At 69.8% G+C, this 24826-nt stretch carries 25 protein-coding genes; 19 read left to right on the top strand and 6 right to left on the bottom strand.

Translation table 11 applies throughout. The features are described from left to right. The first annotated feature begins 24 nt into the window (after positions 1-24). From ACFVZW_RS16845 to ACFVZW_RS16780, 14 genes are all read left to right on the top strand, one after another. Positions 25-672 (top strand): L-threonylcarbamoyladenylate synthase, encoded by a 648-nt coding sequence (locus ACFVZW_RS16845; RefSeq protein ID WP_384521880.1) that lies wholly within the window; start codon positions 25-27, stop codon positions 670-672. Continuing rightward, positions 669-1313 (top strand): protein-tyrosine-phosphatase, encoded by a 645-nt coding sequence (locus ACFVZW_RS16840; protein ID WP_384521878.1) that lies wholly within the window; start codon positions 669-671, stop codon positions 1311-1313. Before ACFVZW_RS16845 ends, ACFVZW_RS16840 begins: the two co-directional genes overlap by 4 nt. A gap of 127 nt (positions 1314-1440) precedes the next feature. After that, on the top strand, positions 1441-2688 hold the full coding sequence (gene glyA, locus ACFVZW_RS16835) for a serine hydroxymethyltransferase (protein ID WP_384521875.1): 1248 nt from the start codon (positions 1441-1443) through the stop codon (positions 2686-2688). 107 nt (positions 2689-2795) lie between these two features. Further along, on the top strand, positions 2796-4127 hold the full coding sequence (locus tag ACFVZW_RS16830; RefSeq protein ID WP_384521872.1) for an MraY family glycosyltransferase: 1332 nt from the start codon (positions 2796-2798) through the stop codon (positions 4125-4127). A 265-nt stretch (positions 4128-4392) separates the two neighbouring features. Further along, entirely contained in the window at positions 4393-4809 is a 417-nt protein-coding gene (locus tag ACFVZW_RS16825; RefSeq protein WP_384521869.1) for a hypothetical protein, read from the top strand. Positions 4810-5034: 225 nt separating this feature from the next. Beyond that, positions 5035-5844, top strand: a complete 810-nt coding sequence (gene atpB / locus ACFVZW_RS16820; RefSeq protein WP_384521866.1) for a F0F1 ATP synthase subunit A — start codon at positions 5035-5037, stop codon at positions 5842-5844. A 94-nt stretch (positions 5845-5938) separates the two neighbouring features. Continuing rightward, positions 5939-6205, top strand: a complete 267-nt coding sequence (gene atpE / locus ACFVZW_RS16815) for an ATP synthase F0 subunit C (protein WP_366371947.1) — start codon at positions 5939-5941, stop codon at positions 6203-6205. A gap of 41 nt (positions 6206-6246) precedes the next feature. After that, on the top strand, positions 6247-6792 hold the full coding sequence (locus tag ACFVZW_RS16810; protein WP_383553226.1) for a F0F1 ATP synthase subunit B: 546 nt from the start codon (positions 6247-6249) through the stop codon (positions 6790-6792). Next, positions 6789-7604, top strand: coding sequence for a F0F1 ATP synthase subunit delta (locus tag ACFVZW_RS16805; protein WP_384521862.1), 816 nt, complete (start codon positions 6789-6791; stop codon positions 7602-7604). The genes ACFVZW_RS16810 and ACFVZW_RS16805 overlap by 4 nt, the downstream gene beginning before the upstream one ends. Before the next feature lie 132 nt (positions 7605-7736). Continuing rightward, the gene (gene atpA / locus ACFVZW_RS16800; RefSeq protein WP_384521859.1) at positions 7737-9335 is read left to right on the top strand and encodes a F0F1 ATP synthase subunit alpha; all 1599 of its coding nucleotides are present in this window, start codon (positions 7737-7739) and stop codon (positions 9333-9335) included. 20 nt (positions 9336-9355) lie between these two features. After that, entirely contained in the window at positions 9356-10273 is a 918-nt protein-coding gene (locus ACFVZW_RS16795) for a F0F1 ATP synthase subunit gamma (protein WP_383553217.1), read from the top strand. Continuing rightward, entirely contained in the window at positions 10273-11715 is a 1443-nt protein-coding gene (atpD, locus tag ACFVZW_RS16790; RefSeq protein WP_384521856.1) for a F0F1 ATP synthase subunit beta, read from the top strand. Before ACFVZW_RS16795 ends, atpD begins: the two co-directional genes overlap by 1 nt. Before the next feature lie 111 nt (positions 11716-11826). Further along, a complete protein-coding gene (locus ACFVZW_RS16785) occupies positions 11827-12201 on the top strand; it encodes a F0F1 ATP synthase subunit epsilon (protein ID WP_384521853.1) in 375 nt (124 codons plus the stop codon). A gap of 144 nt (positions 12202-12345) precedes the next feature. Next, on the top strand, positions 12346-12792 hold the full coding sequence (locus tag ACFVZW_RS16780; protein ID WP_384521851.1) for a DUF2550 domain-containing protein: 447 nt from the start codon (positions 12346-12348) through the stop codon (positions 12790-12792). A gap of 191 nt (positions 12793-12983) precedes the next feature. Here ACFVZW_RS16780 and ACFVZW_RS16775 read toward each other — a convergent pair whose 3' ends face one another. From ACFVZW_RS16775 to ACFVZW_RS16765, 3 genes are all read right to left on the bottom strand, one after another. Next, positions 12984-14831 (bottom strand): glycosyl hydrolase family 18 protein, encoded by a 1848-nt coding sequence (locus ACFVZW_RS16775; RefSeq protein ID WP_384521849.1) that lies wholly within the window; start codon positions 14829-14831, stop codon positions 12984-12986. A 124-nt stretch (positions 14832-14955) separates the two neighbouring features. Then, positions 14956-15606: a response regulator gene (locus ACFVZW_RS16770; RefSeq protein ID WP_384521847.1), complete on the bottom strand. Its 651-nt coding sequence runs from the start codon at positions 15604-15606 to the stop codon at positions 14956-14958. Then, positions 15594-16808: a sensor histidine kinase gene (locus tag ACFVZW_RS16765; RefSeq protein WP_384521845.1), complete on the bottom strand. Its 1215-nt coding sequence runs from the start codon at positions 16806-16808 to the stop codon at positions 15594-15596. Before ACFVZW_RS16765 ends, ACFVZW_RS16770 begins: the two co-directional genes overlap by 13 nt. Positions 16809-16962: 154 nt before the next feature. On the opposite strand from ACFVZW_RS16765, the gene ACFVZW_RS16760 reads away from it, so the two are divergent. Continuing rightward, positions 16963-17637 carry a hypothetical protein gene (locus ACFVZW_RS16760; RefSeq protein ID WP_384521842.1) on the top strand — a complete coding sequence of 225 codons (675 nt, stop codon included), beginning with the start codon at positions 16963-16965 and terminating at the stop codon, positions 17635-17637. On the opposite strand, the gene ACFVZW_RS16755 is transcribed toward ACFVZW_RS16760, so the two are convergent. The 3 genes from ACFVZW_RS16755 to ACFVZW_RS16745 are packed head-to-tail and all read right to left on the bottom strand — an operon-like array spanning position 17634 to position 19751. Further along, positions 17634-18206 carry a cob(I)yrinic acid a,c-diamide adenosyltransferase gene (locus tag ACFVZW_RS16755; protein WP_384521839.1) on the bottom strand — a complete coding sequence of 191 codons (573 nt, stop codon included), beginning with the start codon at positions 18204-18206 and terminating at the stop codon, positions 17634-17636. The two genes, ACFVZW_RS16760 and ACFVZW_RS16755, sit on opposite strands and share 4 nt — an antisense overlap. A gap of 13 nt (positions 18207-18219) precedes the next feature. After that, a complete protein-coding gene (locus ACFVZW_RS16750; RefSeq protein ID WP_384521836.1) occupies positions 18220-18969 on the bottom strand; it encodes an ABC transporter permease in 750 nt (249 codons plus the stop codon). An 8-nt stretch (positions 18970-18977) separates the two neighbouring features. Further along, positions 18978-19751: an ABC transporter ATP-binding protein gene (locus ACFVZW_RS16745; protein WP_384521833.1), complete on the bottom strand. Its 774-nt coding sequence runs from the start codon at positions 19749-19751 to the stop codon at positions 18978-18980. 72 nt (positions 19752-19823) lie between these two features. On the opposite strand from ACFVZW_RS16745, the gene ACFVZW_RS16740 reads away from it, so the two are divergent. The 4 genes from ACFVZW_RS16740 (at position 19824) to ACFVZW_RS16725 (ending at position 24792) form a co-directional block, all read left to right on the top strand. After that, the gene (locus ACFVZW_RS16740; protein ID WP_384521831.1) at positions 19824-20459 is read left to right on the top strand and encodes a TetR/AcrR family transcriptional regulator; all 636 of its coding nucleotides are present in this window, start codon (positions 19824-19826) and stop codon (positions 20457-20459) included. A gap of 154 nt (positions 20460-20613) precedes the next feature. Continuing rightward, complete coding sequence (locus ACFVZW_RS16735; protein ID WP_384521828.1) at positions 20614-21462, top strand: 3-hydroxyacyl-CoA dehydrogenase family protein; 849 nt, start codon at positions 20614-20616, stop codon at positions 21460-21462. A 127-nt stretch (positions 21463-21589) separates the two neighbouring features. Next, positions 21590-21913 (top strand): STAS domain-containing protein, encoded by a 324-nt coding sequence (locus ACFVZW_RS16730; RefSeq protein WP_024761898.1) that lies wholly within the window; start codon positions 21590-21592, stop codon positions 21911-21913. Positions 21914-22197: 284 nt separating this feature from the next. Then, positions 22198-24792, top strand: a complete 2595-nt coding sequence (locus ACFVZW_RS16725) for an ATP-binding protein (RefSeq protein ID WP_384521825.1) — start codon at positions 22198-22200, stop codon at positions 24790-24792. Positions 24793-24826: the final 34 nt, after the last annotated feature.

Below are 24826 nucleotides of genomic sequence, written 5' to 3'. Positions count from 1 at the left end.
GCTTGTGTATGAGGAGGCCCGCTGATGGCTCGGCGATACGACTGCAACGAGGCGACGGACCGTGTGACCGGTCTGCGCGAGGCCGCGTCCGCCGTTCGTCGTGGCGAGCTGGTCGTGCTGCCCACCGACACCGTGTACGGGATCGGCGCGGACGCCTTCAGCTCCGAGGCGGTCGCGGACCTGCTGGACGCCAAGGGCCGGGGCCGCAACATGCCCACGCCCGTCCTCATCGGCTCCCCGAACACGCTGCACGGGCTCGTCACGGACTTCTCCGAGCAGGCGTGGGAGCTCGTCGACGCGTTCTGGCCCGGTGCGCTGACGCTGGTCGCCAAGCACCAGCCGTCGCTGCAGTGGGACCTGGGGGACACCCGGGGCACGGTGGCGATCCGGATGCCGCTGCACCCGGTCGCGATCGAGCTGCTCACCGAGGTCGGCCCCATGGCCGTCTCCTCGGCGAACCTCACGGGACACCCGTCGCCGGAGGACTGCGACGCGGCGCAGGGCATGCTGGGGGACTCCGTCTCGGTGTACCTCGACGGCGGCCCGACGCCCGGGATCATCCCGTCGTCGATCGTGGACGTCACGGGCAAGGTGCCCGTCCTGCTGCGCGAGGGCGCCCTGTCCCCGGAGGAGCTCCGGAAGGTCGTACCCGACCTCGAGGTGGCCAATTGACCGCCCCTGAGGGGCGTGGCATAGCGGGGCACGAGAGCACTTCCTTCCGCATCCTCCACGTCAGCACCGGCAACGTCTGCCGCTCGCCGATCACCGAGCGGCTGACCCGCCATGCCCTGTGCGACCGCCTGGGCGACCCCCGGGGCGGCGGCCTGATCGTGGAGAGCGCGGGCACCTGGGGCCACGAGGGCGCCCCGATGGAGGCCAACGCGGAGCTGGTCCTCGCCGACTTCGGCGCGGACGCCAGCGGCTTCGTGGGCCGCGAGCTCCTCGACGAGCACGTCATCCGCGCGGACCTCGTCCTGACAGCGACCCGCGACCACCGGGCGCAGGTCATCTCGATGGGTCACTCGGCGGGGCTGCGGACCTTCACCCTGAAGGAGTTCACCCGGCTCGTCCGCGCCATAGATCCCGCGACGCTGCCGGACCCCCTGGGCGACGGCATGGTCGAACGCGCACGCGCCCTGGTCCGCGCGGCGGCGGCTCTACGCGGGTGGCTCCTGGCCCCGAACGCGGAGGCGGACGAGGTGAACGACCCGTACGGTGCGCCGATCACCTTCTTCCGCTCGATCGGCGAGGAGATCAACACGGCGCTGGATCCGGTCGTGACGGCGCTGACGGGTGTGCCCGCGCGTCGTTGACGGGTGGGCTGTGCTCCGGGGAAGGGTCGTCAGGGCCATCCGGCCCAGGGACTTGGTGAACATCGGGCAAACCCGTGCCGACGCGCCTACATTGGAGCTGAAGCCCAGCCCACGCCTGGAGCCAACGATGCCGGTCACCGCTCCCCCCGAAGAGGATCTCGACGTCCTGCGCCGGCAGGACCCGGAGATCGCCGACGTGCTGCTCGGGGAGGTGCGCCGGCAGTCCGACAGTCTTCAGCTGATCGCCGCCGAGAACTTCACCTCGCCCGCCGTCCTCGCCGCGCTCGGCTCCCCGCTCGCCAACAAGTACGCCGAGGGCTATCCCGGCGCCCGCCACCACGGCGGCTGCGAGTTCGTCGACGCCGCCGAGCGGATCGCCGTGGACCGGGCCAAGGCGCTCTTCGGGGCCGAGCACGCCAACGTGCAGTCCCACTCCGGTTCCTCCGCCGTCCTCGCCGCCTACGCGGCCCTCCTGCGGCCCGGGGACACCGTTCTCGCCATGGGCCTCGAACACGGCGGCCATCTCACCCACGGCTCGCCCGCAAACTTCTCAGGCCGCTGGTTCGACTTCGTGCCCTACGGCGTCGACGCCGAGACCGGACTCGTCGACTACGAGCAGGTCGCCGCCCTCGCCCGTCACCACCGCCCGAAGGCGATCGTCTGCGGCTCCATCTCCTACCCCCGGCATCTCGACTACGCGCTCTTCCGCGAGATCGCCGACGAGACCGGCGCCTATCTCATCGCCGACGCCGCGCACCCCATCGGCCTCGTCGCCGGGGGAGCGGCCCCCAACCCCGTCCCGTACGCCGATGTGGTGTGCGCCACCACGCACAAGGTGCTCCGCGGTCCGCGCGGCGGGATGATCCTGTGCGGCGCCGAGCTCGCCGGCCGCGTCGACCGGGCCGTCTTCCCGTTCACCCAGGGCGGCGCCCAGATGCACACCATCGCCGCGAAGGCCGTCGCCTTCGGAGAGGCGGCGACGCCGGCCTTCGCCGCGTACGCCCATCAGGTGGTCGCGCATGCCCGCGTCCTCGCCGACGCGCTCGCCGCCGAGGGTTTCGCCGTCACCACCGGCGGCACGGACACCCACCTGATCACCGCGGATCCCGCCCCGCTCGGCATCGAGGGCCGCACGGCACGGATGCGCCTCGCCGCCGCCGGCATGGTCCTCGACACGTGTGCTCTTCCTTACGGGGACGGGCGCGGCATCCGGCTCGGCACGGCCGCCCTCACCACCCAGGGGATGGGCTCCCGGGAGATGGCCCGGATCGCCGCGTTGTTCACGATCGCGCTACGGGACGAGCCCGAGGAGACGGCTCGGGTACGCGCCGAAGTGCGCGAACTGGCCGGGCGATTTCCCCCGTATGGACGGTGATGGCGGGCGGAGCGCAACCATCCTCGCGGGCCGAATGTCCTCAAGCACATGGACAGCACGGCTAGGGTGTGGGGCTGAGATGGCCAGCGATTCCTGTGGGGCAGCCCGTGCGTGATTACCTGCTGACGCTCTGTGTCACGGCCGCGGTGACCTATCTGCTGACCGGTCCGGTGCGGAAGTTCGCCATCGCGACCGGGGCGATGCCGGAGATCCGTGCCCGAGACGTACACCGAGAACCGACTCCGCGGCTCGGTGGCATCGCCATGTTCTTCGGGCTGTGCGCCGGACTGCTGGTCGCCGACCACCTCCAGAACCTCAACAGCGTCTTCGAGCTCTCCAACGAGCCCCGGGCGCTGCTGTCCGGAGCCGCGCTGATCTGGCTGATCGGTGTCCTCGACGACAAGTTCGAGCTGGACGCCCTGATCAAGCTGGGCGCGCAGATGATCTCGGCCGGTGTGATGGTGATCCAGGGTCTGACGATCCTGTGGCTGCCGATCCCCGGTGTCGGCACGGTCGCCCTCACCCGCGGGCAGGGCACGCTCCTCACGGTCGCCCTGGTGGTCCTCACCATCAACGCGGTGAACTTCGTGGACGGCCTCGACGGCCTCGCCGCCGGCATGGTCTGCATCGCCGCCGCGGCCTTCTTCCTGTACGGCTACCGCCTCTGGTACGGCTACACGATCGAGGCCGCCGCCCCCGCCACGCTCTTCGCCGCGATCCTCATGGGCATGTGTCTGGGCTTCCTGCCGCACAACATGCATCCGGCCCGGATCTTCATGGGCGACTCCGGATCGATGCTGATCGGTCTGATCCTGGCCGCCTCGGCGATCTCGATCACCGGCCAGGTCGACCCGGACGCGCTGAAGATCTTCGAGGGCTCGACCCGTCAGGCCACCCACGCCGCGCTCCCGGTCTTCATCCCGCTCGTGCTGCCGCTGACGATCATCGCGATCCCGATGGCGGACCTGATCCTGGCCATCGTGCGCCGCACCTGGAACGGCCAGTCGCCGTTCGCGGCCGACCGCGGGCATCTGCACCACCGGCTGCTGGAGATCGGGCACTCGCACAGCCGTGCGGTGCTGATCATGTACTTCTGGTCGGCGCTGATCGCCTTCGGGACGCTCGCGTACTCGGTGCACTCGGCGTCCATGTGGATCGTGCTCGTCGTGGTGCTGCTCAGTGCGATCGGTCTGGTGCTGCTCCTGCTTCCGCGCTTCTCGCCGCGGGCGCCGCGGTGGGCGGAGTCCTTCGTTCCGCCGCGCTACCGGCGCCGTAAGCGGGCGGCTGTGGAACCCCTGGCCGAATCCGCGACTCCGGCCCCCGCGTCCGTGGAGGCTCTGGAGGAGCGCATCCCGGTCCCGGCAGGGGTCAACGGCGCCACCGCCATCGGCCACCGTTCGCGCTTCACCGACCGGCGGAAGGCCGGAACGTCGAGTTGACGAACGCCGCATCGGCGTCCAATACCAGACAAGTCCACCCCGCGTCGTGCACACACGCGCGCGGTAACTCTCATGTGTGACAGTCAGCACACTTCACGGGTAAAGAACTACTCAAATAGTTTGTGATACCGTTCACGAGACCCGGCGACAGAGCCGAAGGACCGTAGTGCGACGGTCCATTGGCCCCGAGACTCACCTCGGACCGGGCTTACGCTCGTCCCTGACGACACCATCGCCCCCACCAAGCAACAGCGGAGACACCGCCATGCCGTCCAACGACGCACGCATCCTTCTGTCAGCTGCCATTCCCACTGCTGCCACCGGCGCCATCGCCGCGGTCATCAGCGGCGTGGTCGCCGGTGGGAAGGGTGCGATCGGCGCCGTCCTCGGCTGCGTGATCGTCATCGCGTTCATGGGTATCGGGCTCGTGGTGCTCCAGCGGACGGCGAAGTCGTACCCGCACCTGTTCCAGGCGATGGGTCTTCTGCTCTACACGACCCAGCTCCTGCTTCTCTTCGTCTTGTTGCTGATGCTCAAGAGCACCACGTTCTTCGACTTCAAGGCTTTCGCCTTCACCCTGCTCGCGTCGACCCTCGTCTGGATCGCCGCGCAGGCGCGTGCCTACATGAAGGCCAAGATCATGTACATCGACGACCCCAAGAAGCCGGGGTCGTCGACGTGAGGGGTAGGGCCGGGATAAAGGCGCATTCGGCTTCCTGCTATCGTCCGGTGCCAACTGCGGCACTGCGGGCGCGGGCATCCGAGCTGACGCCTGTCCCAGCGCGAGGCTCGAAGCCGAACCGCCGCCCCCTTATCCGTAAGACCAGTCCAGTGCCGACCCGCGGCTGCGTGCCGCGCCGACACAACGAGGTTGCCGTACCTATGCGCCACGCTGAAGGAGCCCGCGGTGAGTGCTGACCAGACGCTTGCCTTCGACCCGGATTGCCACATCTTCAGTGGATGCGGCTTCCCGGCGCCGGGCCTGCACACGTTCATGTACGAGCCCGTCGCCACGGTGGGGGGCATCGACATCACCAAGCCGATGCTGCTCGCCGTGCTGGGCTCCATCGTGGTCGTCGGGTTCTTCTGGGCCGCCTTCAACAAGCCCAAGCTGATCCCCGGCAAGATGCAGATGGTCGGCGAGGCCGGTTACGACTTCGTTCGCCGCGGCATCGTCTACGAGATCATCGGCAAGAAGGACGGCGAGAAGTACGTCCCCTTCATGGTGTCGCTGTTCTTCTTCGTCTGGATCATGAACCTCTGGTCGATCATTCCGCTCGCCCAGTTCCCGGTCACGTCGCTGATCGCCTTCCCGGCCGGTCTCGCGCTGATCGTGTACGTCATGTGGATCTCGCTGACCTTCAAGAAGCACGGCTTCGTCGGCGGCTGGAAGAACATCGTCGGTTACGACAAGTCCCTCGGCGCGATCCTCCCGATGGTCGTCGTCCTCGAGTTCTTCTCGAACCTCATCATCCGGCCCTTCACGCACGCGGTCCGACTGTTCGCGAACATGTTCGCCGGTCACCTGCTGATCGTGATGTTCTCGCTGGCCACCTGGTACCTGATGAACGGCCTGGGCTTCGTCTACGCCGGCGCCTCGTTCGTCATGGTCCTCGTGATGACGGCCTTCGAGCTCTTCATCCAGGCCGTCCAGGCGTACGTCTTCGTCCTCCTGGCCTGCAGCTACATCCAGGGCGCGCTCGCCGAGCACCACTGAGCGACTCCCGCCCGGGATTCGGCTACACCCCCAATCCAACAGTCGTCCGGTGGCCAACCCCCACCGGGTCATTGAAAGAGAAGGAAGTAACGGCATGTCCGCTGCTCTCGAGCTGATCAACCTCGCCGCCCCCGGTGACAGCGCCAAGACCACCCTCGTCGGCAACGTCGCCTCGATCGGCTACGGCCTGGCCGCGATCGGCCCCGGCGTCGGCGTCGGCATCATCTTCGGTAACGGTACGCAGGCCCTCGCCCGCCAGCCCGAGGCCGCCGGTCTGATCCGCACCAACCAGATCATGGGCTTCGCCTTCTGTGAGGCGCTCGCCCTCATCGGCATCGTCATGGGCTTCGTCTACCAGTAAATCGGACCGACAGCCCAAACCTTTTTACGGAAGGCACTGATGTGAACGCTCTGCTTCTTGCGCAGGGTCAGGAGCCCCAGCCTCCTCTGATCCCGCATCTTGACGAGCTCGTCATCGGCCTGATCGCCTTCGTCATCGTCTTCGGCTTCCTCGCCAAGAAGCTCCTCCCGAACATCAACAAGGTTCTGGACGAGCGTCGGCAGGCCATCGAGGGTGGCATCGAGAAGGCCGAGTCGGCCCAGATCGAGGCCAAGAGCGTGCTGGAGCAGTACAAGGCCCAGCTCGCCGAGGCCCGCCATGAGGCCGCGCGTCTTCGCCAGGAGGCGACGGAGCAGGGCACCGCGATCATCCAGGAGATGAAGGCGGAAGGCCAGCGCCAGCGCGAGGAGATCATCGCGGCCGGCCACACGCAGATCGAGGCCGACCGCAAGGCCGCGGCGACCTCGCTGCGCCAGGACGTGGGCAAGCTCGCCACCGACCTGGCCGGCAAGCTGGTCGGCGAGTCCCTGGAGGACCACGCCCGCCAGAGCCGCACGATCGACCGCTTCCTCGATGAGCTCGAGGAGAAGGCCGAGGCCGTCCGATGAACGGAGCGAGCCGTGAAGCACTGGCCGCCGCACGTGAGTCCCTCGACGCGCTGACCGACAACACCTCGGTCGACGCCGCGAAGCTCGCGGGTGAGCTGGCCGCAGTCACCGCGCTACTCGACCGCGAGGTGTCGCTGCGTCGGGTCCTGACCGACCCGGCGCAGGCAGGCGAGGCCAAGGCCGAGCTCGCCGGGCGACTGCTCGGCGGCCAGGTGGGCGGGGAGACCGTCGACCTGATCTCCGGCATGGTGCGTTCCCGCTGGTCGTCCTCGCGTGACCTGGTCGACTCGGCCGAGGAGCTGGCGAACATCGCCGACCTCACCGCGGCGCAGCAGGCCGGTGCGCTGGACGACGTCGAGGACGAGCTGTTCCGGTTCGGCCGGATCATCACGTCCAGCACCGAGCTGCGCTCGGCGCTGACCGACAAGGCCGCCACGGCGTCCGCCAAGAGCGAGCTGCTGCGCAGCCTGCTCGGTGGCAAGGCCAACCCGGTCACCGAGCGTCTGGTCGTCCGTCTCGTGACCCAGCCGCGTGGACGTAGCCTGGAAGCGGGACTCGAGTCCCTCTCCAAGCTCGCCGCGGCGCGCCGGGACCGGATGGTCGCCGTCGTGACCTCGGCGGTGCCGCTGTCCGACCAGCAGAAGCAGCGCCTCGGTGCCGTCCTGGCCAAGCTGTACGGCCGCCAGATGCACCTGAACCTCGACGTGGACCCGGCGGTCCTCGGCGGGATCACGGTGCAGGTCGGTGACGAGGTCATCAACGGCACCATCGCGGAGCGCCTCGACGAGGCGACCCGGCGACTGGCCGGCTGACGGCTTCGGCCACCAACTGAACAAGCATGATCAGCGGCCCGGTTGGGCCGTGCAATTGCAGAAGATTCCTGGGGGTCGGCCCCCAGACCCCCAAGAAAACTTCGGGCCCAACAAGGAGAGCAGGGAACCCAGATGGCGGAGCTCACGATCCGGCCGGAGGAGATCCGGGACGCGCTGGAGAACTTCGTCCAGTCGTACCAGCCGGACGCGGCCTCGCGCGAGGAGGTCGGAACGGTCAGCCTGGCCGGCGACGGCATTGCCAAGGTGGAGGGTCTTCCCTCGGCCATGGCGAACGAGCTGCTGAAGTTCGAGGACGGCACCCTCGGTCTCGCCCTCAACCTCGAGGAGCGCGAGATCGGTGCGATCGTCCTCGGCGAGTTCAGCGGTATCGAGGAGGGCCAGCCGGTGCAGCGCACCGGTGAGGTTCTCTCCGTAGGTGTCGGCGAGGGCTACCTCGGCCGCGTCGTCGACCCGCTCGGCAACCCGATCGACGGCCTCGGCGAGATCGCGACCGAGGGCCGCCGCGCCCTCGAGCTGCAGGCCCCGGGCGTCATGGCCCGTAAGTCGGTGCACGAGCCGATGGAGACCGGCTACAAGGCCGTCGACGCCATGACGCCGGTCGGCCGCGGCCAGCGTCAGCTGATCATCGGCGACCGTCAGACCGGCAAGACCGCGCTGTGCGTCGACACGATCATCAACCAGCGTGACAACTGGCGCTCGGGCGACGTGAACAAGCAGGTCCGCTGCATCTACGTCGCCGTCGGCCAGAAGGGCTCGACCATCGCGTCCGTTCGCGGCGCCCTGGAAGAGGCCGGAGCCCTCGAGTACACGACGATCGTCGCCGCCCCGGCGTCCGACCCGGCCGGCTTCAAGTACCTGGCGCCGTACACCGGCTCCGCCATCGGTCAGCACTGGATGTACCAGGGCAAGCACGTCCTGATCGTCTTCGACGACCTGTCGAAGCAGGCCGACGCCTACCGCGCCGTGTCGCTGCTGCTGCGCCGCCCGCCGGGCCGTGAGGCCTACCCGGGTGACGTCTTCTACCTGCACTCCCGTCTGCTCGAGCGTTGCGCCAAGCTCTCGGACGAGCTGGGTGCCGGTTCGATGACCGGTCTGCCGATCGTCGAGACCAAGGCGAACGACGTGTCGGCGTTCATCCCGACCAACGTCATCTCCATCACCGACGGCCAGTGCTTCCTGGAGTCCGACCTGTTCAACGCCGGCCAGCGTCCGGCCCTGAACGTCGGTATCTCGGTCTCCCGTGTCGGTGGCTCCGCCCAGCACAAGGCGATGAAGCAGATCTCCGGTCGCCTCCGTGTCGACCTGGCCCAGTTCCGTGAGCTCGAGGCGTTCGCCGCCTTCGGTTCGGACCTGGACGCCGCGTCGAAGGCGCAGCTGGAGCGTGGTCAGCGCATGGTCGAGCTGCTCAAGCAGGCTCAGTACCAGCCGATGCCCACCGAGAACCAGGTCGTTTCCGTCTGGGCCGGCACCACCGGCAAGATGGACGACGTCCCGGTGGCCGACATCCGCCGCTTCGAGGCCGAGATGCTGGCGTACCTGCGCCAGAGCCACTCCGGTCTCATGGCCTCCATCCGTGAGGGCGGCAAGATGTCGGACGACACCCTGCAGTCCGTGGCCGACGCCATCGCGGAGTTCAAGAAGCAGTTCGAGACCTCTGACGGGAAGCTGCTGGGCGACGACGCTTCCGCTGCCGTCAACGTCTCGAAGTGACGACGGAAGGGACCTGACTCATGGGAGCGCAGCTCCGGGTCTACAAGCGTCGCATCAAATCCGTCACCGCGACGAAGAAGATCACCAAGGCGATGGAGATGATCGCCGCCTCGCGTGTCGTCAAGGCGCAGCGCAAGGTGCAGGCGTCGACCCCGTACGCCACCGAGCTGACCCGCGCGGTCACCGCGGTGGCCACGGGTGCGAACGACAAGCACCCGCTGACGACCGAGACGGAGAACCCGACCCGTGCCGCGGTCCTGCTCCTCTCGAGCGACCGCGGTCTGGCCGGCGCCTTCAACTCCAACGCCATCAAGGCGGCGGAAGCGCTGACGAGGAAGCTGGAGAGCGAGGGACGCGAGGTCGACATCTACGTCGTCGGCCGTCGTGGCATCGCGCACTACAACTTCCGTGAGCGCAAGCTGGCCGACTCGTGGACCGGTTTCACGGACCAGCCGGAGTACGCGGACGCCAAGAAGATCGCGGCTCCGCTGATCGAGGCGATCGAGAAGGACACGGCCGAGGGCGGAGTGGACGAGCTCCACATCGTCTACACCGAGTTCGTCTCGATGATGACGCAGACGGCGGTCGAGGCCCGGCTGCTGCCCCTCAGCCTCGACGAGGTGGCGAAGGAGGCGGGCGAGCAGGACACGCTCCGTCCGCTGTACGACTTCGAGCCGTCGGCGGAGGACGTCCTCGACGCCCTTCTGCCGCGCTACGTCGAGAGCCGGATCTACAACGCGCTGCTCCAGTCGGCTGCCTCCAAGCACGCCGCCACGCGCCGTGCGATGAAGTCGGCGACCGACAACGCGGGAGACTTGATCAACAACCTCTCCCGACTTGCCAACGCGGCCCGCCAGGCCGAAATCACCCAGGAAATCAGCGAGATCGTCGGTGGCACCGCAGCCCTGGCCGACGCGACCGCGGGGAGTGACAAGTAATGACGACCACTGTTGAGACGGCCGCCGCCACGGGCCGCGTCGCCCGGGTCATCGGCCCGGTCGTCGACGTGGAGTTCCCCGTCGACGCGATGCCGGAGATCTACAACGCGCTGAACGTCGAGGTTCCGGACCCGGCCGAGGAGGGCGCGACCAAGACGCTGACCCTCGAGGTCGCCCAGCACCTCGGTGACGGCGTCGTCCGCACCATCTCCATGCAGCCCACCGACGGCCTGGTCCGCCAGGCCCCGGTGACCGACACCGGCGAGGGCATCACCGTGCCCGTCGGCGACGTCACCAAGGGCCGTGTGTTCAACACGCTGGGTGAGGTGCTGAACGCCGACGCCTCCACCGTGGCCGACGCGCCGCGCTGGACGATCCACCGCAAGGCCCCGGCCTTCGACCAGCTCGAGTCCAAGACCGAGATGTTCGAGACCGGCCTGAAGGTCGTCGACCTTCTCACCCCGTACGTCAAGGGTGGAAAGATCGGTCTGTTCGGTGGTGCCGGTGTCGGCAAGACCGTTCTGATCCAGGAAATGATCGTCCGTGTGGCCAAGCTGCACGACGGTGTGTCGGTCTTCGCGGGCGTCGGCGAGCGCACCCGTGAGGGCAACGACCTCATGGTCGAGATGGAGGAGGCCGGCGTTCTCGACAAGACCGCGCTGGTCTTCGGCCAGATGGACGAGCCCCCGGGCACCCGTCTGCGCGTGGCCCTCGCCGGTCTGACCATGGCGGAGTACTTCCGCGATGTGCAGAAGCAGGACGTGCTGTTCTTCATCGACAACATCTTCCGCTTCACGCAGGCCGGCTCCGAGGTCTCGACCCTGCTCGGCCGTATGCCCTCCGCCGTGGGTTACCAGCCGAACCTGGCCGACGAGATGGGTCTCCTCCAGGAGCGCATCACCTCGACCCGTGGTCACTCGATCACCTCGATGCAGGCGATCTACGTTCCCGCGGACGACCTGACCGACCCGGCTCCGGCCACCACCTTCGCCCACCTCGACGCGACGACGGTTCTCTCCCGTCCGATCTCCGAGAAGGGCATCTACCCGGCCGTGGACCCGCTGGACTCCACGTCCCGGATCCTGGACCCGCGCTACATCGCGCAGGACCACTACGACGCCGCCACGCGCGTCAAGGGAATCCTGCAGAAGTACAAGGACCTCCAGGACATCATCGCGATTCTCGGTATCGACGAGCTGAGCGAGGAGGACAAGCTCGTTGTCCACCGCGCCCGCCGTGTCGAGCGCTTCCTGTCCCAGAACACCCACGCGGCGAAGCAGTTCACCGGTGTGGACGGTTCGGACGTTCCGCTCGACGAGTCGATCGCCGCGTTCAACGCGATCTGCGACGGTGAGTACGACCACTTCCCCGAGCAGGCCTTCTTCATGTGCGGTGGCATCGAGGACCTCAAGAAGAACGCCAAGGAGCTTGGCGTCTCCTGAGCCCCGTGCTCTCGTGAGGGGGGCGGGTGTGTCCCGCCCCCCTCGTCACGCCCATTAGAATTGACCCCAACACCCGGCACGACCGCCGGGTGGTGACCCGAGGAGCCACCCTTGGCTGCTGAGCTGCACGTCGAGCTGGTCGCCGCGGACCGGAGTGTCTGGTCCGGCGAGGCCACCTTGGTCATCGCACGCACCACCTCCGGCGACATCGGCGTCATGCCCGGCCACCAGCCGCTGCTCGGTGTGCTGGAGTCGGGCCCGGTGACCATCCGTACCAGCGAGGGCGAGACCGTCGTCGCCGCTGTGCACGGTGGATTCATCTCGTTCGCCGACGACAAGCTGTCTCTGCTCGCGGAGATCGTCGAGCTGGCGGACGAGATCGACGCCCAGCGCGCCGAGCGTGCGCTGGAGCGCGCCAAGTCGGAGTCGGACGCCGCCGCCGAGCGTCGCGCCGATGTCCGGTTGCGTGCGGTAGCGGTCCACTAGCGGACCGCGCCGAGAGTTGTGCCCTCAGCCGCGGCACGGCTGGAATTCTCCAGACCGTGTCGCGGCTGAGGCGATGCATATGCAGGTTGTATTCGGTTACGCCGGCGAAGCCGGTCACGGGACGCAGCGAGGAGGTCGGTGAAGATGTTCCTCGCTCTGCTCGTGAGCGGCCTGGTCGTCGCACTGGTGGTGATCGGGCTCTTCGTCTTCGGCTTGCGCCGTCGCCTGATCCAGCGTGCCGGCGGCACCTTCGACTGTTCCCTGCGCTGGAACGTGCCCGAGGAGCCGGACCTCTCCGGCAAGGGCTGGGTGTACGGCGTCGCCCGCTACAGCGGTGACCAGATCTCCTGGTTCCGCGTCTTCTCCTACGCGCCCCGCCCGCGCCGTGTCCTCGAGCGCTCGGCGATCGAGGTCCTGGAGCGCCGGATGCCCGAGGGCGAGGAGGAGCTGGCGCTGCTCTCCGACGCCGTGATCCAGGGCTGTATGCACCGGGGGACCCGCCTGGAGCTGGCGATGAGCGAGGACGCTCTCACCGGCTTCCTCGCATGGCTGGAGGCGGCGCCTCCGGGCCAGCGAGTGAATGTGGCCTGATCGGCCCGCTTGCTGGATGGGGGTCCCCCCGGACGAAGTCTGGGGGAGAGTGAATGTGGCCTGATCGGCCCGCTTGCTGGATGGGGGTCCCCCCGGACGAAGTCTGGGGGAGAGTGAATGTGGCCTGAGGCTGGACACGAACGACGGCGGGGACGGTGTGCTGCACCGTCCCCGCCGCGCTTTCCGTGGGGCTAGTTCAGCCCGCTGTTGATGGCTCCGACCAGCTCGCCGTTGCCCGAGTCACCGCTGAACTCCCAGAAGAACGCGCCGCCCAGGCCCTGGTTCTTCGCCCAGCTCATCTTGGACGTGACCGTGGCCGGGGTGTCGTAGCTCCACCAGTTGTTGCCGCAGTGCGCGTACGCCGTACCGGCCACCGTGCCATTGGCCGGGCAGGAGTTCTTCAGGACCTTGTAGTCCTCGATGCCCTGCTCGTACGTGCCGGCCGCCGGGCCGGTCGCGCTGCCGCCCGGTGCGGACTGGGTGACGCCGGTCCAGCCGCGGCCGTAGAAGCCGATGCCGAGCAGCAGCTTGTTGGCCGGGACGCCCTTCGCCTTGAACTTGGCGATCGCCTCGGCGGAGTTGAAGCCCGCCTGCGGGATGCCGGCGTAGGAGGTGAGCGGGGAGTGCGGGGCCGTCGGGCCCTGCGCCGCCCAGGCGCCGAAGAAGTCGTACGTCATCACGTTGAACCAGTTCATGTACTGCGCCGCGCCCGCGTAGTCGGCCGCGTCGATCTTGCCGCCGGCGGAGGCGTCGGCCGTCACGGCCGCCGTGACCAGGGCGCTGCTGCCGAACTTGGCACGCATGGCCTGCATCATGTTCTTGAACGAGGCAGGGCCGCTGGTGTCGCAGGACAGACCGCAGGCGTTGGGGTACTCCCAGTCCAGGTCGATGCCGTCGAAGACGTCGGCCCAGCGCGGGTCCTCCACCAGGTCGTAGCAGGACTGCGCGAAGGCGGTCGGGTTCTGCACGGCCTGGCCGAAGCCGCCGGACCAGGTCCAGCCGCCGAAGGACCACAGCACCTTGATGTTCGGGTACGCCTTCTTCAGCTTGCGCAGCTGGTTGAAGTTGCCGCGCAGAGGCTGGTCCCAGGTGTCGGCGACGCCGTCGACGGACTGGTCGGCGGTGTAGGCCTTGTCGTAGTCCGCGTAGGCGTCGCCGATCGTGCACCTGCCACCGGTGACGTTGCCGAAGGCGTAGTTGATGTGCGTGATCTTGGACGCTGAGCCGGAGGTCGCGATGTTCTTGACGTGGTAGTTCCGGCCGTAGACGCCCCAGTTGGTGAAGTAGCCCAGCTTCACGGTGGAGCCGGGGTTGGGGTTGCCCCCGCCGCCCGTGGTCCGGACGCTCGCGGTGCCGCTGGCGGGGCCGGTCTGGTCGATGGTGTCGCGGGCGACGACCGTGTAGCTGTAGTCGGTGCCGGCGGTCAGCCCGGTGTTGGTGTACGTCAGTCCGGTGACCGTGGCGATCGTGGTGCCGTTCCGCTTGACGTCGTAGTTCTTGATGCCCTTGTCGTCCGTGGCCGCGGTCCAGGTCAGCTTGACCGAGGTGTTGGTGATGTCGGAGGCGACGGGCGTGCCGGGGGCGGAGGGCGCGTTGTCACCGGGCTGGGTGGTGCCGTCGCAGGAGCCGCCGTTGATCTTGCAGCCGCTGGGGGCACCGGAACCGGAGCCGTTGAAGCCGAAGGAGACGGTGGCGCCGGGGGCGAGGGTGCCGTTCCAGCCGACGTTCTTGGCGGTCCAGTGGGTGCCGGAGCTGGTGACGGTGGCGTCCCAGGCCGAGGTGACGGCGGTGCCGGCGGGGTAGTCCCACTCGACGGTCCAGGAGGAGAGCGTGGTGGTGCCGGTGTTCTTCACCGTCCACTTGCCCTCGAAGCCGGAGCCCCAGTCGGAGACCTTGGTGTACGTGGCGGTGGCCGCAGTGGCGGCCTCGGCGGGTGCTGCGAGGCCGACCATGGCGGCCAGGGGCAGGATCAGGGCGGTCAGACCGGCGGCGGCCCGGTGTCTGAACCCTGTTCTGCGCGTCGGTGCTTGAGTGCTCAACGGTGCTCCTCAAGTTGCGGACGGACAAGCTGGGGGTGGTCCGTGAATGTGCGCGCGCCCCGCGAGCGTAGAAAGGTCTGGACCAACCGTCAAGAGGTCCAGACCAACGTCGGAGTCCGCTCCGTCAGACCCCCAACTCCTGGGCCAGCACGGCCGCTTGAACCCTGCTGCGCAGCTTCAGCTTCCCCAGCACCTTGCTGACATGGGTCTTCACCGTGGCCTCCGCCATGTCCAGGCGCACCGCGATCTCGGCGTTCGACAGACCCCTGCCCAGCGCGGAGAGCACCTCCCGCTCCCGTGGTGTCAGCGCGTCCAGTACGGACGGATCCGGCCCGCCGGGCGCACGCACCGGTTTACGGGGCGCCGCGAACTCGGCGATCAGCCGCCGGGTCACGGCCGGGGCGATCAGCCCCTCCCCGCGCGCCACCGTCCGTACCGCCTCGATCAGGTCCTTCGCGTCGGTGTTCTTCAACAGAAAGCCCGCCGCCCCGGCCCGCAGCGCCCCGAAGACGTACTCGTCGAGGTCGAAGGTGGTCAGGACCAGCACGTCGGCCAGGCCCTCGGAGACCACGAGCCGGGTCGCCGTCACCCCGTCCATCCGCGGCATCTGCACATCCATCAGGACCAGGTCCGGGCGGAGTTCGCGGGCCAGTTCCACCGCCCGCTCGCCGTCCGCGGCCTCCCCGACCACCTCGATGTCCGGCGCGCTGCCCAGGATCAGGACGAGTCCCGCCCTGACCGCGCTCTGATCCTCGGCCACGATCACCCGTACCATGCAGGCGGCTCCTTGTCGCTCGTACCGACGGGCAGGACCGCCCGTACCCGCCATTCTTTCCGTCCGTCGTCCGCCGTCACCGGACCGGACTCGAACTCCCCGTCGAGCAGCGCCACGCGTTCCCGCATCCCCACCAGGCCCGCCCCGGATCCAGGGGCGCGCGGCCCGGGCTGCCCGCCGAGCACACTGGTCACGCCGACCGTGAGGCCACCGTCGGGGCAACGGCCCAGCTCCACCCGCACCTGGCCGGGGGCCGCGTGCTTGAGGGCGTTGGTCAGCGACTCCTGCACGATCCGGTACGCGGCGAGCTCGACCGGAGCCGGCAGCGCCGCGGCGTCCCCCGACCGGCTGTCGTCGAGGACGAACGTCAGTCCGCTCGACTCCCCGTTCGTCGCCGCCTGGGACACCAACGCGTCCAGCCCGTCCAGGGTGGGCGCCGCCGCCGGCTCCGCGTCCCCGCTGCTGTCCCGCAGCAGCCCGATCAGCCGCCGCATCTCCGCGAGACCCTCCACGCTGTTCTCCCGGATCACGGTCAGCGCCTGCCGGGTGGTCGCCGGATCGTCGAGCGACAGCGCGGCCGTGGAGTGGATCGCGATCGCGGAGAGATGGTTGGCGACCATGTCGTGCAGCTCCCGCGCCATCCGGGCGCGCTCGGCCACGACCGCCTGGCTGCGGTCCATCTCGGCGAGCAGCGCGGTCTGCTCCGCGCGCAGGCGGGCGGCGTCGGCGGCCTGGCGGTGATTGCGTACGACGGCGCCGGTGACGGCGGGCAGGAAGGACACCATGCCGGTGATCAGGCCGACGAGCAGGGCGATCGCGTTCTGCCACCAGACGAGGAAGCCGATCGTCACACCGATCGTGATCAGTCCGGTCGTGTACGGGATGCGACGGGCGGCGGCGGGCTTCCCGTAGACCACGGCCGAGTAGACCAGGTCCGTGAACATCAGCGCGGTCACGAGGCTGCCGTAGGTGAACTGGTCCGCCACGAGAGCGAGGGTGCCGACGCCCAGGGCGGTCTGGGGCATCGTGCGCCGCAGGGTCGCCATCGAGGCCATCACGACGAGCGGGATCAGGGTCGCCCACCGCGCGGTGATCAGCCGGTCGGTCTGGGTGTGCAGCCCGAACGACCACATCAGCAGGCCGATGGCGAGGCCGCCGGCGGCGATGAGCAGGTCGTCGCGGTGCGGTCGGGGGAGTGTCACGCTCCCATCCAACACGGCGGGCGGACTCCGGGCCTCGCCGTCGGGGCCGATCCGTTCCTCCGTCGAAGGATGTAGTCGCACTTCGTCATCGGCGACGACGATCCGGGGGGAATGCGACGGGACGCTGGAGGGGAACCGAGAGGGGAGTACCGCCGTGATCGTCATGCTGATCGTGATCTGCGAAGTGGGCTTCTGGGTCCTGCTGGCCGCGGGTCTCGCCACCCGCTATCTGCTGAAGATGCCCCGGACGGGTCTCGCCCTGCTGCTGTGCGAGCCACTCCTGGAGGTCCTGCTGCTCGTCGTCACCGCGATCGATCTCAAGAACGGGGCGGAGCCGAGCTGGCGGCACGGTCTCGCGGCGGTGTACATCGGCTACACCGTGGGGCATGGCCACCGCACCGTGAAGTGGCTCGACGGCCATGCCGCCCACCGCCTCGGCGGCGGGCCGCCGCCCGTGAAGCCGCCGCGCTACGGCATGGCCCGCGCCCGCCACGAGGGCAAGGTCTGGCTGGGCTCGGTGACGGCGGCGGCCGTCGCGTCCGGACTGCTGCTGCTCGCGAGCTGGTACGTGGGCGACGACGGGAACACCGAGTCGCTGCGGAGCTGGATCTTCGTCGCCTGGCGGGCGGCCGGGATCCACGGCCTGATCGCGCTCACCTACGCGATCTGGCCGAAGAAGGCCCCGGCCGGCGCCCCGGAGTCACCGGTCCCCGCCCGGGACCCAGAGCACGTCCCCGACCTTTTTGTTGGCGACCCGCGCAAGGATGCTGCATCCCCCGGGGGGCAACCCCCGGACCCCCGGCGGGGGCGTGGGCGGGATCGGGTCTAGCGGTCCCCGCCCGGGACCCAGAGCACGTCCCCGACCTTTTTGTTGGCGACCCGCGCAAGGATGAAGAGCAGGTCTGAGAGGCGGTTGAGGTACGTGGCGGTCAGCGGGTTCATCGTCTCGCCGTGGACCTCCAGGGCCGCCCAGGTGGAGCGCTCCGCGCGCCGGACCACCGTGCATGCCTGGTGCAGCAGTGCCGCACCGGGCGTGCCGCCCGGCAGGATGAAGGAGCGCAGCTTCTCCAGCTCCTCCAGGAAGCGGTCGCAGTCCGCCTCCAGCTTGTCGATGTACGACTGCTCGACCCGCAGTGGCGGGTACTTCGGGTCCTGGACCACCGGGGTGGAGAGGTCCGCGCCCACGTCGAACAGGTCGTTCTGGACGCGGACGAGGACCTTCACGACCTCCTCGTCGAGCTGCCCGAGGGCGATGGCCGTGCCGAGGACGGCGTTGGCCTCGTTGGCGTCGGCGTACGCCGAGATCCGCAGATCGGTCTTGGCGGTCCGGCTCATGTCGCCCAGCGCGGTGGTGCCCTGGTCGCCGGTACGGGTGTAGATGCGCGTCAGATTGACCATGACCCCAGCGTAGTTACGCTCCGGCCCTCCGGAACGTCCGTGTGCCGACCGTCACGGCGAGCGCCGTGAGCGCGACCGCCACCAGGACGCCGTACAGCATGGTCGCCGTGGCGTACTGCCCGACGTACGCGTCCCGCACCGCGTCCACCAGATAGCGGAACGGCATGAAGTGCGAGAGCACGTCCAGCCAGCCGGGGGCGAGCGCCATCGGGAGCATCAGCCCGGACAGCAGCATCGCGGGCAGCGAGAGCGCGTTGATCGTCGGGCCGAACTCCTGCGGCGTACGGACCTTCATCGCCAGCGCGTAGGAGAGCGAGGCCAACGCGAAGGTCAGCAGCGCGACGAAGACGAATCCGATCAGGATCCCGGCCAGCGGGGCCCGCAGCCCCATCGCCAGCGCGACGAGCACCAGCAGCACGGCCTGGAACACGAAGAGCGAGGCGTCGCGCAGGACCCGGCCGAGGAGCAGCGCGAGCCGGCTGACCGGGGTGACGCGCATCCGCTCCACCACGCCCCAGTTCTTCTCCATGATGAGCGAGAAGCCGGCGAACGAGGCTCCGAAGAGCCCGAGTTGGAGCAGCAGGCCGGGGACGAGGATCTGCCAGGAGTCGCCCTCGCGGCCGAGTGGAAGGTCGGCGAGCAGCGGTCCGAAGAAGAGCAGGTACAGCAGCGGCATCAGGACGCCGAACAGCATCTGGAACTTGGAGCGCAGGGTCTGGCGGGAGTAGCGCCCGAAGATCAGCGCGGTGTCGTGGAGTAGCAAGGCGTGTCCTAAACGGCGACGGGGGCGAGGTCGGCGGGGGCCGGGCCGCGCCCGGTGATGGCGAGGAAGGCGTCCTGGAGGGTGGTGACGCCGTGCTCCGCCTTGAGGGCGGCCGGGCTGCCCTCGGCGACGACGACGCCCTTGTCCACGATCACCAGCCGGTCCGCGAGGGCGTCGGCCTCGTCGAGGTAGTGGGTGGTGAGGACGACGGTCGTGCCGAAGTCGTCGCGCAGCCGGCGCACCAGCGCCCAGAGGTCGGCCCGGCTGCCCGGGTCGAGACCGGTCGTCGGCTCGTCGAGGAAGAGCACATCGGGCCGGTGGGTGAGGCCCATCGCGAGGTCGAGACGGCGTCGCTGGCCGCCGGAGAGCGCCGCGGTGGAGCGGTCGAGGAGCTCGGTGAGGCCGAGCTCGCCGGCCAGTTCCTCGGCGCGGGCCGTCGCGTCGGCCTTGGACAGCCGGTAGAGCCGTCCCTGGGTGACGAGTTCGGAGCGCACGGTCTCCTGCGGGTCGACGCCGCCGGACTGGGCGACGTACCCGATCCGCTGCCGTACGGCGGCGGGGTCGGCGAGCAGGTCGTGGCCCGCGACCGTGGCCGCGCCGCCGGTGGGCGGGAGCAGCGTGGTGAGCATCCGCAGGGTCGTGGTCTTGCCGGCGCCGTTGGGTCCCAGGAGGCCGAGGATCTCGCCCGGCCGCACCGTCAGGTCGATCCCGCGCACGGCTTCCACGGGGCCGAGTTTCGTCTCGAAGGTCCGGGCGAGCCCGGCCGTACTGATGATTGGCATAGTGACCACAAAAACAGAGTCCCTGAAATTTTGCAATGCCACCAAGTTTTCAGGCAGCCCTAGGATGGGGACATGGCTGAGGGGCTCAGGGAGCGCAAGAAGCGCGAGACGAAGCAGCGGATCTCCGACATTGCGACCGGACTCTTCCTGGAACACGGCTTCGTGACCGTGACCGTCGCGGACGTCGCCGAAGCCGCGGACGTGTCCGTCAACACCGTCTACAACTACTTCCCGGCCAAGGAGGACCTCTTCCTCGACCGGATGGAGGGCGTCACCCTCCGCCTCTCGCGGATGATCCGGGGCCGCGACCGGGGGGAGTCCGCCGCCCATGCCGTGCTGCGCGAGATGCGCGGCCAGATCGGCGCCGTCTCGCCCGCGTACGGACTCATGGACGGCTTCGACGCCTTCATGAACGTCATCGAGCACGCGCCGACGCTCAAGGCCCGGCTCTTCTACCTCCAGCAGGAGGTTCACGACGCGGTCGTCGCCACCCTGCGCGAGGAGACCGACGCGGCCGCCGACGACCCGCTGCCGCTGCTCGTCGGCGGGCAGATCGCCTGGATCGAGAACACCGCCGTCGGCTACATCACCCGTGAGATGACCGCCGGCCGCAAGGCCACCACCGTCTCCCGCGAGACCCTCGTCCTCCTGGACGAGATCGAGGAGCTGCTGAGCGAGCGGGTCCTGACCTACGCGGTACGCGGCTAGAGGGTGTCCGGTCACCCGGTCGGGGCCTGTCGTGAGTGTGACGTCCGTCAAACCGGGCGTGACGCGCATTACTTCGCGGTCACATGAAGCCTCACTCCCGCTAATCTCCGCCGGAGAGTCAGAGAAGTGAACAGGTGTTAAGGGGTGGAAGACCGTGGCCAGGAAGCTCGCCGTCATCGGAGCCGGACTCATGGGGTCCGGAATCGCGCAGGTCTCGGCCCAGGCGGGGTGGGACGTCGTTCTGCGTGACGTCACCGACGCCGCGCTGACCCGTGGCACCGACGGCATCAAGGCGTCGTACGACCGCTTCGTCGCGAAGGGCAAGCTCGACGCCGCCGACGCCGAGGCCGCCCTCGGCCGCATCACCGCCACCACCGAACTCGACGCGGTCGCCGACGCCGACATCGTCGTCGAGGCCGTCTTCGAGAAGCTGGAGGTGAAGCACGAGATCTTCCGCGCCCTCGACAAGACCGTCAAGGACGGGGCGGTTCTCGCCTCCAACACCTCCGCCATCCCGATCACCAAGATCGCCGCGGTGACGGAGCGCCCCGAGGCCGTCGTCGGCACCCACTTCTTCTCGCCGGTCCCGATGATGCAGCTCTGCGAGCTCGTCCGCGGCTACAAGACCAGCGACGCCACCCTCGCCACCGCGCGGGAGTTCGCCGAGTCCGTCGGCAAGACCTGCATCGTGGTCAACCGCGACGTCGCCGGCTTCGTCACCACCCGCCTCATCTCGGCCCTGGTCGTCGAGGCCGCGAAGCTCCAGGAGTCGGGCGTCGCCACCGCCGAGGACATCGACATCGCGTGCAAGCTCGGCTTCGGTCACGCCATGGGGCCGCTCGCCACCGCCGATCTGACCGGCATCGACATCCTGGTGAACGCCACCAGCAACATCTACACCGAGACCCAGGACGAGAAGTTCGCACCGCCGGAGCTGATGCGCCGGATGGTGGACGCGGGTGACATCGGCCGCAAGAGCGGGCAGGGGTTCTACAAGCACTGAGTTCCGACGGCCGTTTGGGCCTGCACTCGAAAGGGTGAATTCGGTATCAGTTCGCTTACAAGGCGCAACGCTTCTGCGCCGACGGCAGTCAGTTGATGCAAAGACGGAGCACTCCCGGGGAGCGCATATGCACATCAGGGGCGACCACGTCGAGCTGGTCGTCGGGGGCCGCCTCGACGTGCGCAGCGCGGCGGACGCCCGTACGGTCCTGCACTCGGCCGTCGACGACGGAGTCGGCGACCTGGTGCTCGACCTGACCGGCCTCGACTCCTGGGACGCCACCGGGCTCGGGGTCATCATGGGCGCACATCGCAGGGCCGGCCGCTGTGGCCGTCGGCTGGTGCTGCGCGGGGTCCCCCCGCAGATGCAGCGCCTGCTCGTGGCGACCCGGCTGCACCGGATCCTCGCCATCGAAGGCGGGCTCGCGGCGGAGTCCCTGCCCCGCGTCTGATCCTCGCCCCCGGCAGCGGGGCGAGGCGGACCGCGGCATGAATCGACGCCGTACCGACTGTGAAGCTGCTGTGAGAAACCGGCGTCCCGGGCGAATCCTTAGCGGACCGTGACGTCTTGGGCGGGGTGGCACCCCGCCTGTTCCCGGATACTCGAAGAACGTCTAGGGTTCGGTCGCCTGCCCATTGACGGACCCACCCGGCGGGCACCGGACCAGAAGCGACAGCGAGCGTGCAGATCGGCCGGAGGGGCTTCCGCACGCACCGCTTTTGGGGGGCTTGAACCATGGACCCGATGAACCGGGAGCCGGAAGAGTACGGCTACGACCACGAGGGCGACGACGCCCGCGACACCCGCGGCGGCCTCCTGCCCGAGCGCGGCCCGTCCACGCCCGCCCGGGTCCGCACCGCCCGGGTCGTCTCGGGCGACCTCCTGCTCACCGTCAACCCCGTCGACGGCAGCGAGATCGAGGCATGCCCGCCCGGAGAGCAGCCCGCACCGCCCCGCCGCCGCACCGTCCAGGAGCGCGTCGAGGCCGCCCGCGCGGTCGCCCCGCCCGTACCGCCGGGCCCCGCCGCCCCGCGGCTGCCGCTCCTCGAGAGACAGGAGGAGCACGAGCGGCTCGTCCAGCTCCTCGCCCGCGGCCGCTCCGTCCGCCTCACGGGCCCCGCGGGCTCCGGCCGCACCGTCCTGCTCGACGCCGTCGCCGCGGAGTGCGCCGACCTCGCACCCGACGGAGTCGTCCGGCTCTCCGGCCACCACCGGACCCCCACCGAGCTGCTGTACGAACTCTTCGCCACCGTCCAGCACGCCCCGGACCACCGGCCCGACCGCCCCGCCCTGCTGGAACTGGTCCACGACATCGGTGCCGTCGTCGTCGTCGACGACCTCGAGTTCGGCGGCACCACCCTCGACGAGCTGATCACCGCCGCCCCCGAGTGCGCGTTCCTGCTCGCGGCCACCCCCGACGTCCCGGCGCCCTCGCCCGACGCCCACATCGAAGAGGTCTCCCTCACCGGCCTCGGCCGGGCCACCGCCATCGAACTCCTGGAGAGCGCCGTCGACCGGCCGCTCACGGACGACGAGGCCAACTGGGCGGGCGACCTCTGGTTCGAGTCCGAGGGCCTGCCGCTGCGGTTCGTGCAGGCCGGCGCCCTGCTCCGGCAGCGCGACCAGCTCCGGATCACCCCCGCCGAATTCGACGCCTTCGGAGCCCAGGAGGACGCCCCCTCGGAGTTCGACGCCTTCGGCGCCCTGGACGACGCGTTCGGGCCGGCCGAGGCGGCTCCCGCGGACCCCACCGACATCGAGCTGCGCGACATACCCCTGCCCAGCCTCGGCGAGGGCGCGGCCCCCGCCGCGCTGCTCTCCTCCCGGCTCAGCCGCTCCGCCCAGGAGACCCTGCGGTTCGCCGTCGCCCTCGGCGGCGAGGTGCCGCACCAGGCCCACCTGCCCGCCCTCGTCGGCGACACGCATGCGGACGCCGCCCTCGGCGAGCTCATGACCTGCGGTCTGCTCACCCCGGTGGGCCCCCGCTACCGCCTCGCGGCCGGGGTCCTCACCCAGCTCCGCGCCCAGGGGTACGGCGGGACCGACGAGGAGACCGCCGCCCGGGCCCACACCGTCGCCCAGCACTACGCCTGGTGGGCCGGACACCCGTCCGTCACCCCCGTTCGCGCGGTCGCCGAGTCCGACGCCCTGCTCGCCGCCCTGACCGCGCTCCGGCCCGGCACGAACCCCGAGCACCCCGCCACCGCCGCGCAGCTCGCCCGCAGTGCAGCGCCGGCCTTCGCCGCCGGGCTCCACTGGGGCGCCTGGGAGCGTGCCCTGCGCAGTGGCCAGGAGGCCGCCCGGATCGCCGGTGAGGTCGCCGAAGAGGCGTACTTCCACCACGAGTTGGGCGTTCTCGCGCTCTGCTCAGGCAACCTGGACCGGGCCCGCGCCGAGCTGGAGGCGTCCATCGGGATGCGCGGGGTCCTCGCCGACAAGCGCGGCACCGTCGCCGGCCGCCGGGCGCTCGCCCTGGTCGCCGACCGCGCCGGAGGCCCCCTCGGCGGCGACCGCACCCCGGCGGGCGACGAGCTGCCCGCCGCCCGGCACGAGGAGTCCGTCTCCCCGCCCCGCGGCATCCCGAAGGCCATCGTCCCCCTCCGGTCGGCCGCACCCAGGACCGCGCCGATCCCGGCGTTCCCGGACTTCGCCGACGAGGGCCCGACGCTGATCACCCGCTCCGACGCCCCGCCGAGCGGCGGCGGTACGAAGGCCGGCGGCTTGAAGGCCGGCCGCTTCGGCATCATCGCCGGGGCCCGCCGCAACCTCGTCGCGGTCGGTACGGGAGCGCTCCTGGCCGCCGTCCTCGGCACCGTCGTGACGATCGGGGCCACCTCCGGCAACGCAGAGGACCCGGGCTCCAACCGCGTCACCTCCGACCGGACGGCCAGCGAGGACGGCGCCGACGACGGCCTGGACGCGGACGAGCCCACCGACGACTCGACCGGCGACCCCGCGGACGCCCCGAGCTCCCCGGGACCCTCGGGCTCGGCGACGACCCCGGGCGCCCCCGGCACCTCGGGCACCCCGTCGTCCCCGGACGGCTCGACGAACCCGACGTCGCCGTCGACGGGGGCGCCGTCGACGACGACGACCCGTCCGCGACCGACGACGAGCCCCACGACCAAGCCGACGCCGTCGACGACCCCGCCGACGACGCCTCCCACCACTCCGCCGACGACCCCGCCCACGACGACTCCGCCGACGACCGAGCCCACGCCGCCGTCCACGATCACGCAGAGCCAGGGCAGCCCGTCCAACTCCGCCTCGGCGACACTCAGCGGTGGGTCCAGCACCGGAGCCGCCACCTCGGAAGGCACTCCCGCCTGACCCGCGACGGCAACGGCCCCGGGTGCGTTCACCG

The organism is Streptomyces sp. NPDC059567, from assembly GCF_042735655.1.
Classification (GTDB): Bacteria; Actinomycetota; Actinomycetes; order Streptomycetales; family Streptomycetaceae; genus Streptomyces.
The sequence above is the reverse complement of the archived record's forward strand: the minus strand, read 5'-3'. Positions and strand labels throughout refer to the sequence as shown.

Bases quoted from the DNA above. Each gene is read 5' to 3' on its own strand.
- atpE (WP_366371947.1), top strand. From the start codon at position 5,939: ATGTCCGCTGCTCTCGAGCTGATCAACCTCGCCGCCCCCGGTGACAGC.
- ACFVZW_RS16725 (WP_384521825.1), top strand. From the start codon at position 22,198: ATGGACCCGATGAACCGGGAGCCGGAAGAGTACGGCTACGACCACGAG.
- ACFVZW_RS16745 (WP_384521833.1), bottom strand. From the start codon at position 19,751: ATGCCAATCATCAGTACGGCCGGGCTCGCCCGGACCTTCGAGACGAAA.
- atpA (WP_384521859.1), top strand. From the start codon at position 7,737: ATGGCGGAGCTCACGATCCGGCCGGAGGAGATCCGGGACGCGCTGGAG.
- ACFVZW_RS16770 (WP_384521847.1), bottom strand. From the start codon at position 15,606: ATGGTACGGGTGATCGTGGCCGAGGATCAGAGCGCGGTCAGGGCGGGA.
- ACFVZW_RS16740 (WP_384521831.1), top strand. From the start codon at position 19,824: ATGGCTGAGGGGCTCAGGGAGCGCAAGAAGCGCGAGACGAAGCAGCGG.
- ACFVZW_RS16730 (WP_024761898.1), top strand. From the start codon at position 21,590: ATGCACATCAGGGGCGACCACGTCGAGCTGGTCGTCGGGGGCCGCCTC.
- ACFVZW_RS16795 (WP_383553217.1), top strand. From the start codon at position 9,356: ATGGGAGCGCAGCTCCGGGTCTACAAGCGTCGCATCAAATCCGTCACC.
- ACFVZW_RS16755 (WP_384521839.1), bottom strand. From the start codon at position 18,206: ATGGTCAATCTGACGCGCATCTACACCCGTACCGGCGACCAGGGCACC.
- ACFVZW_RS16805 (WP_384521862.1), top strand. From the start codon at position 6,789: ATGAACGGAGCGAGCCGTGAAGCACTGGCCGCCGCACGTGAGTCCCTC.
- atpD (WP_384521856.1), top strand. From the start codon at position 10,273: ATGACGACCACTGTTGAGACGGCCGCCGCCACGGGCCGCGTCGCCCGG.
- ACFVZW_RS16845 (WP_384521880.1), top strand. From the start codon at position 25: ATGGCTCGGCGATACGACTGCAACGAGGCGACGGACCGTGTGACCGGT.
- glyA (WP_384521875.1), top strand. From the start codon at position 1,441: ATGCCGGTCACCGCTCCCCCCGAAGAGGATCTCGACGTCCTGCGCCGG.
- ACFVZW_RS16780 (WP_384521851.1), top strand. From the start codon at position 12,346: ATGTTCCTCGCTCTGCTCGTGAGCGGCCTGGTCGTCGCACTGGTGGTG.
- ACFVZW_RS16825 (WP_384521869.1), top strand. From the start codon at position 4,393: ATGCCGTCCAACGACGCACGCATCCTTCTGTCAGCTGCCATTCCCACT.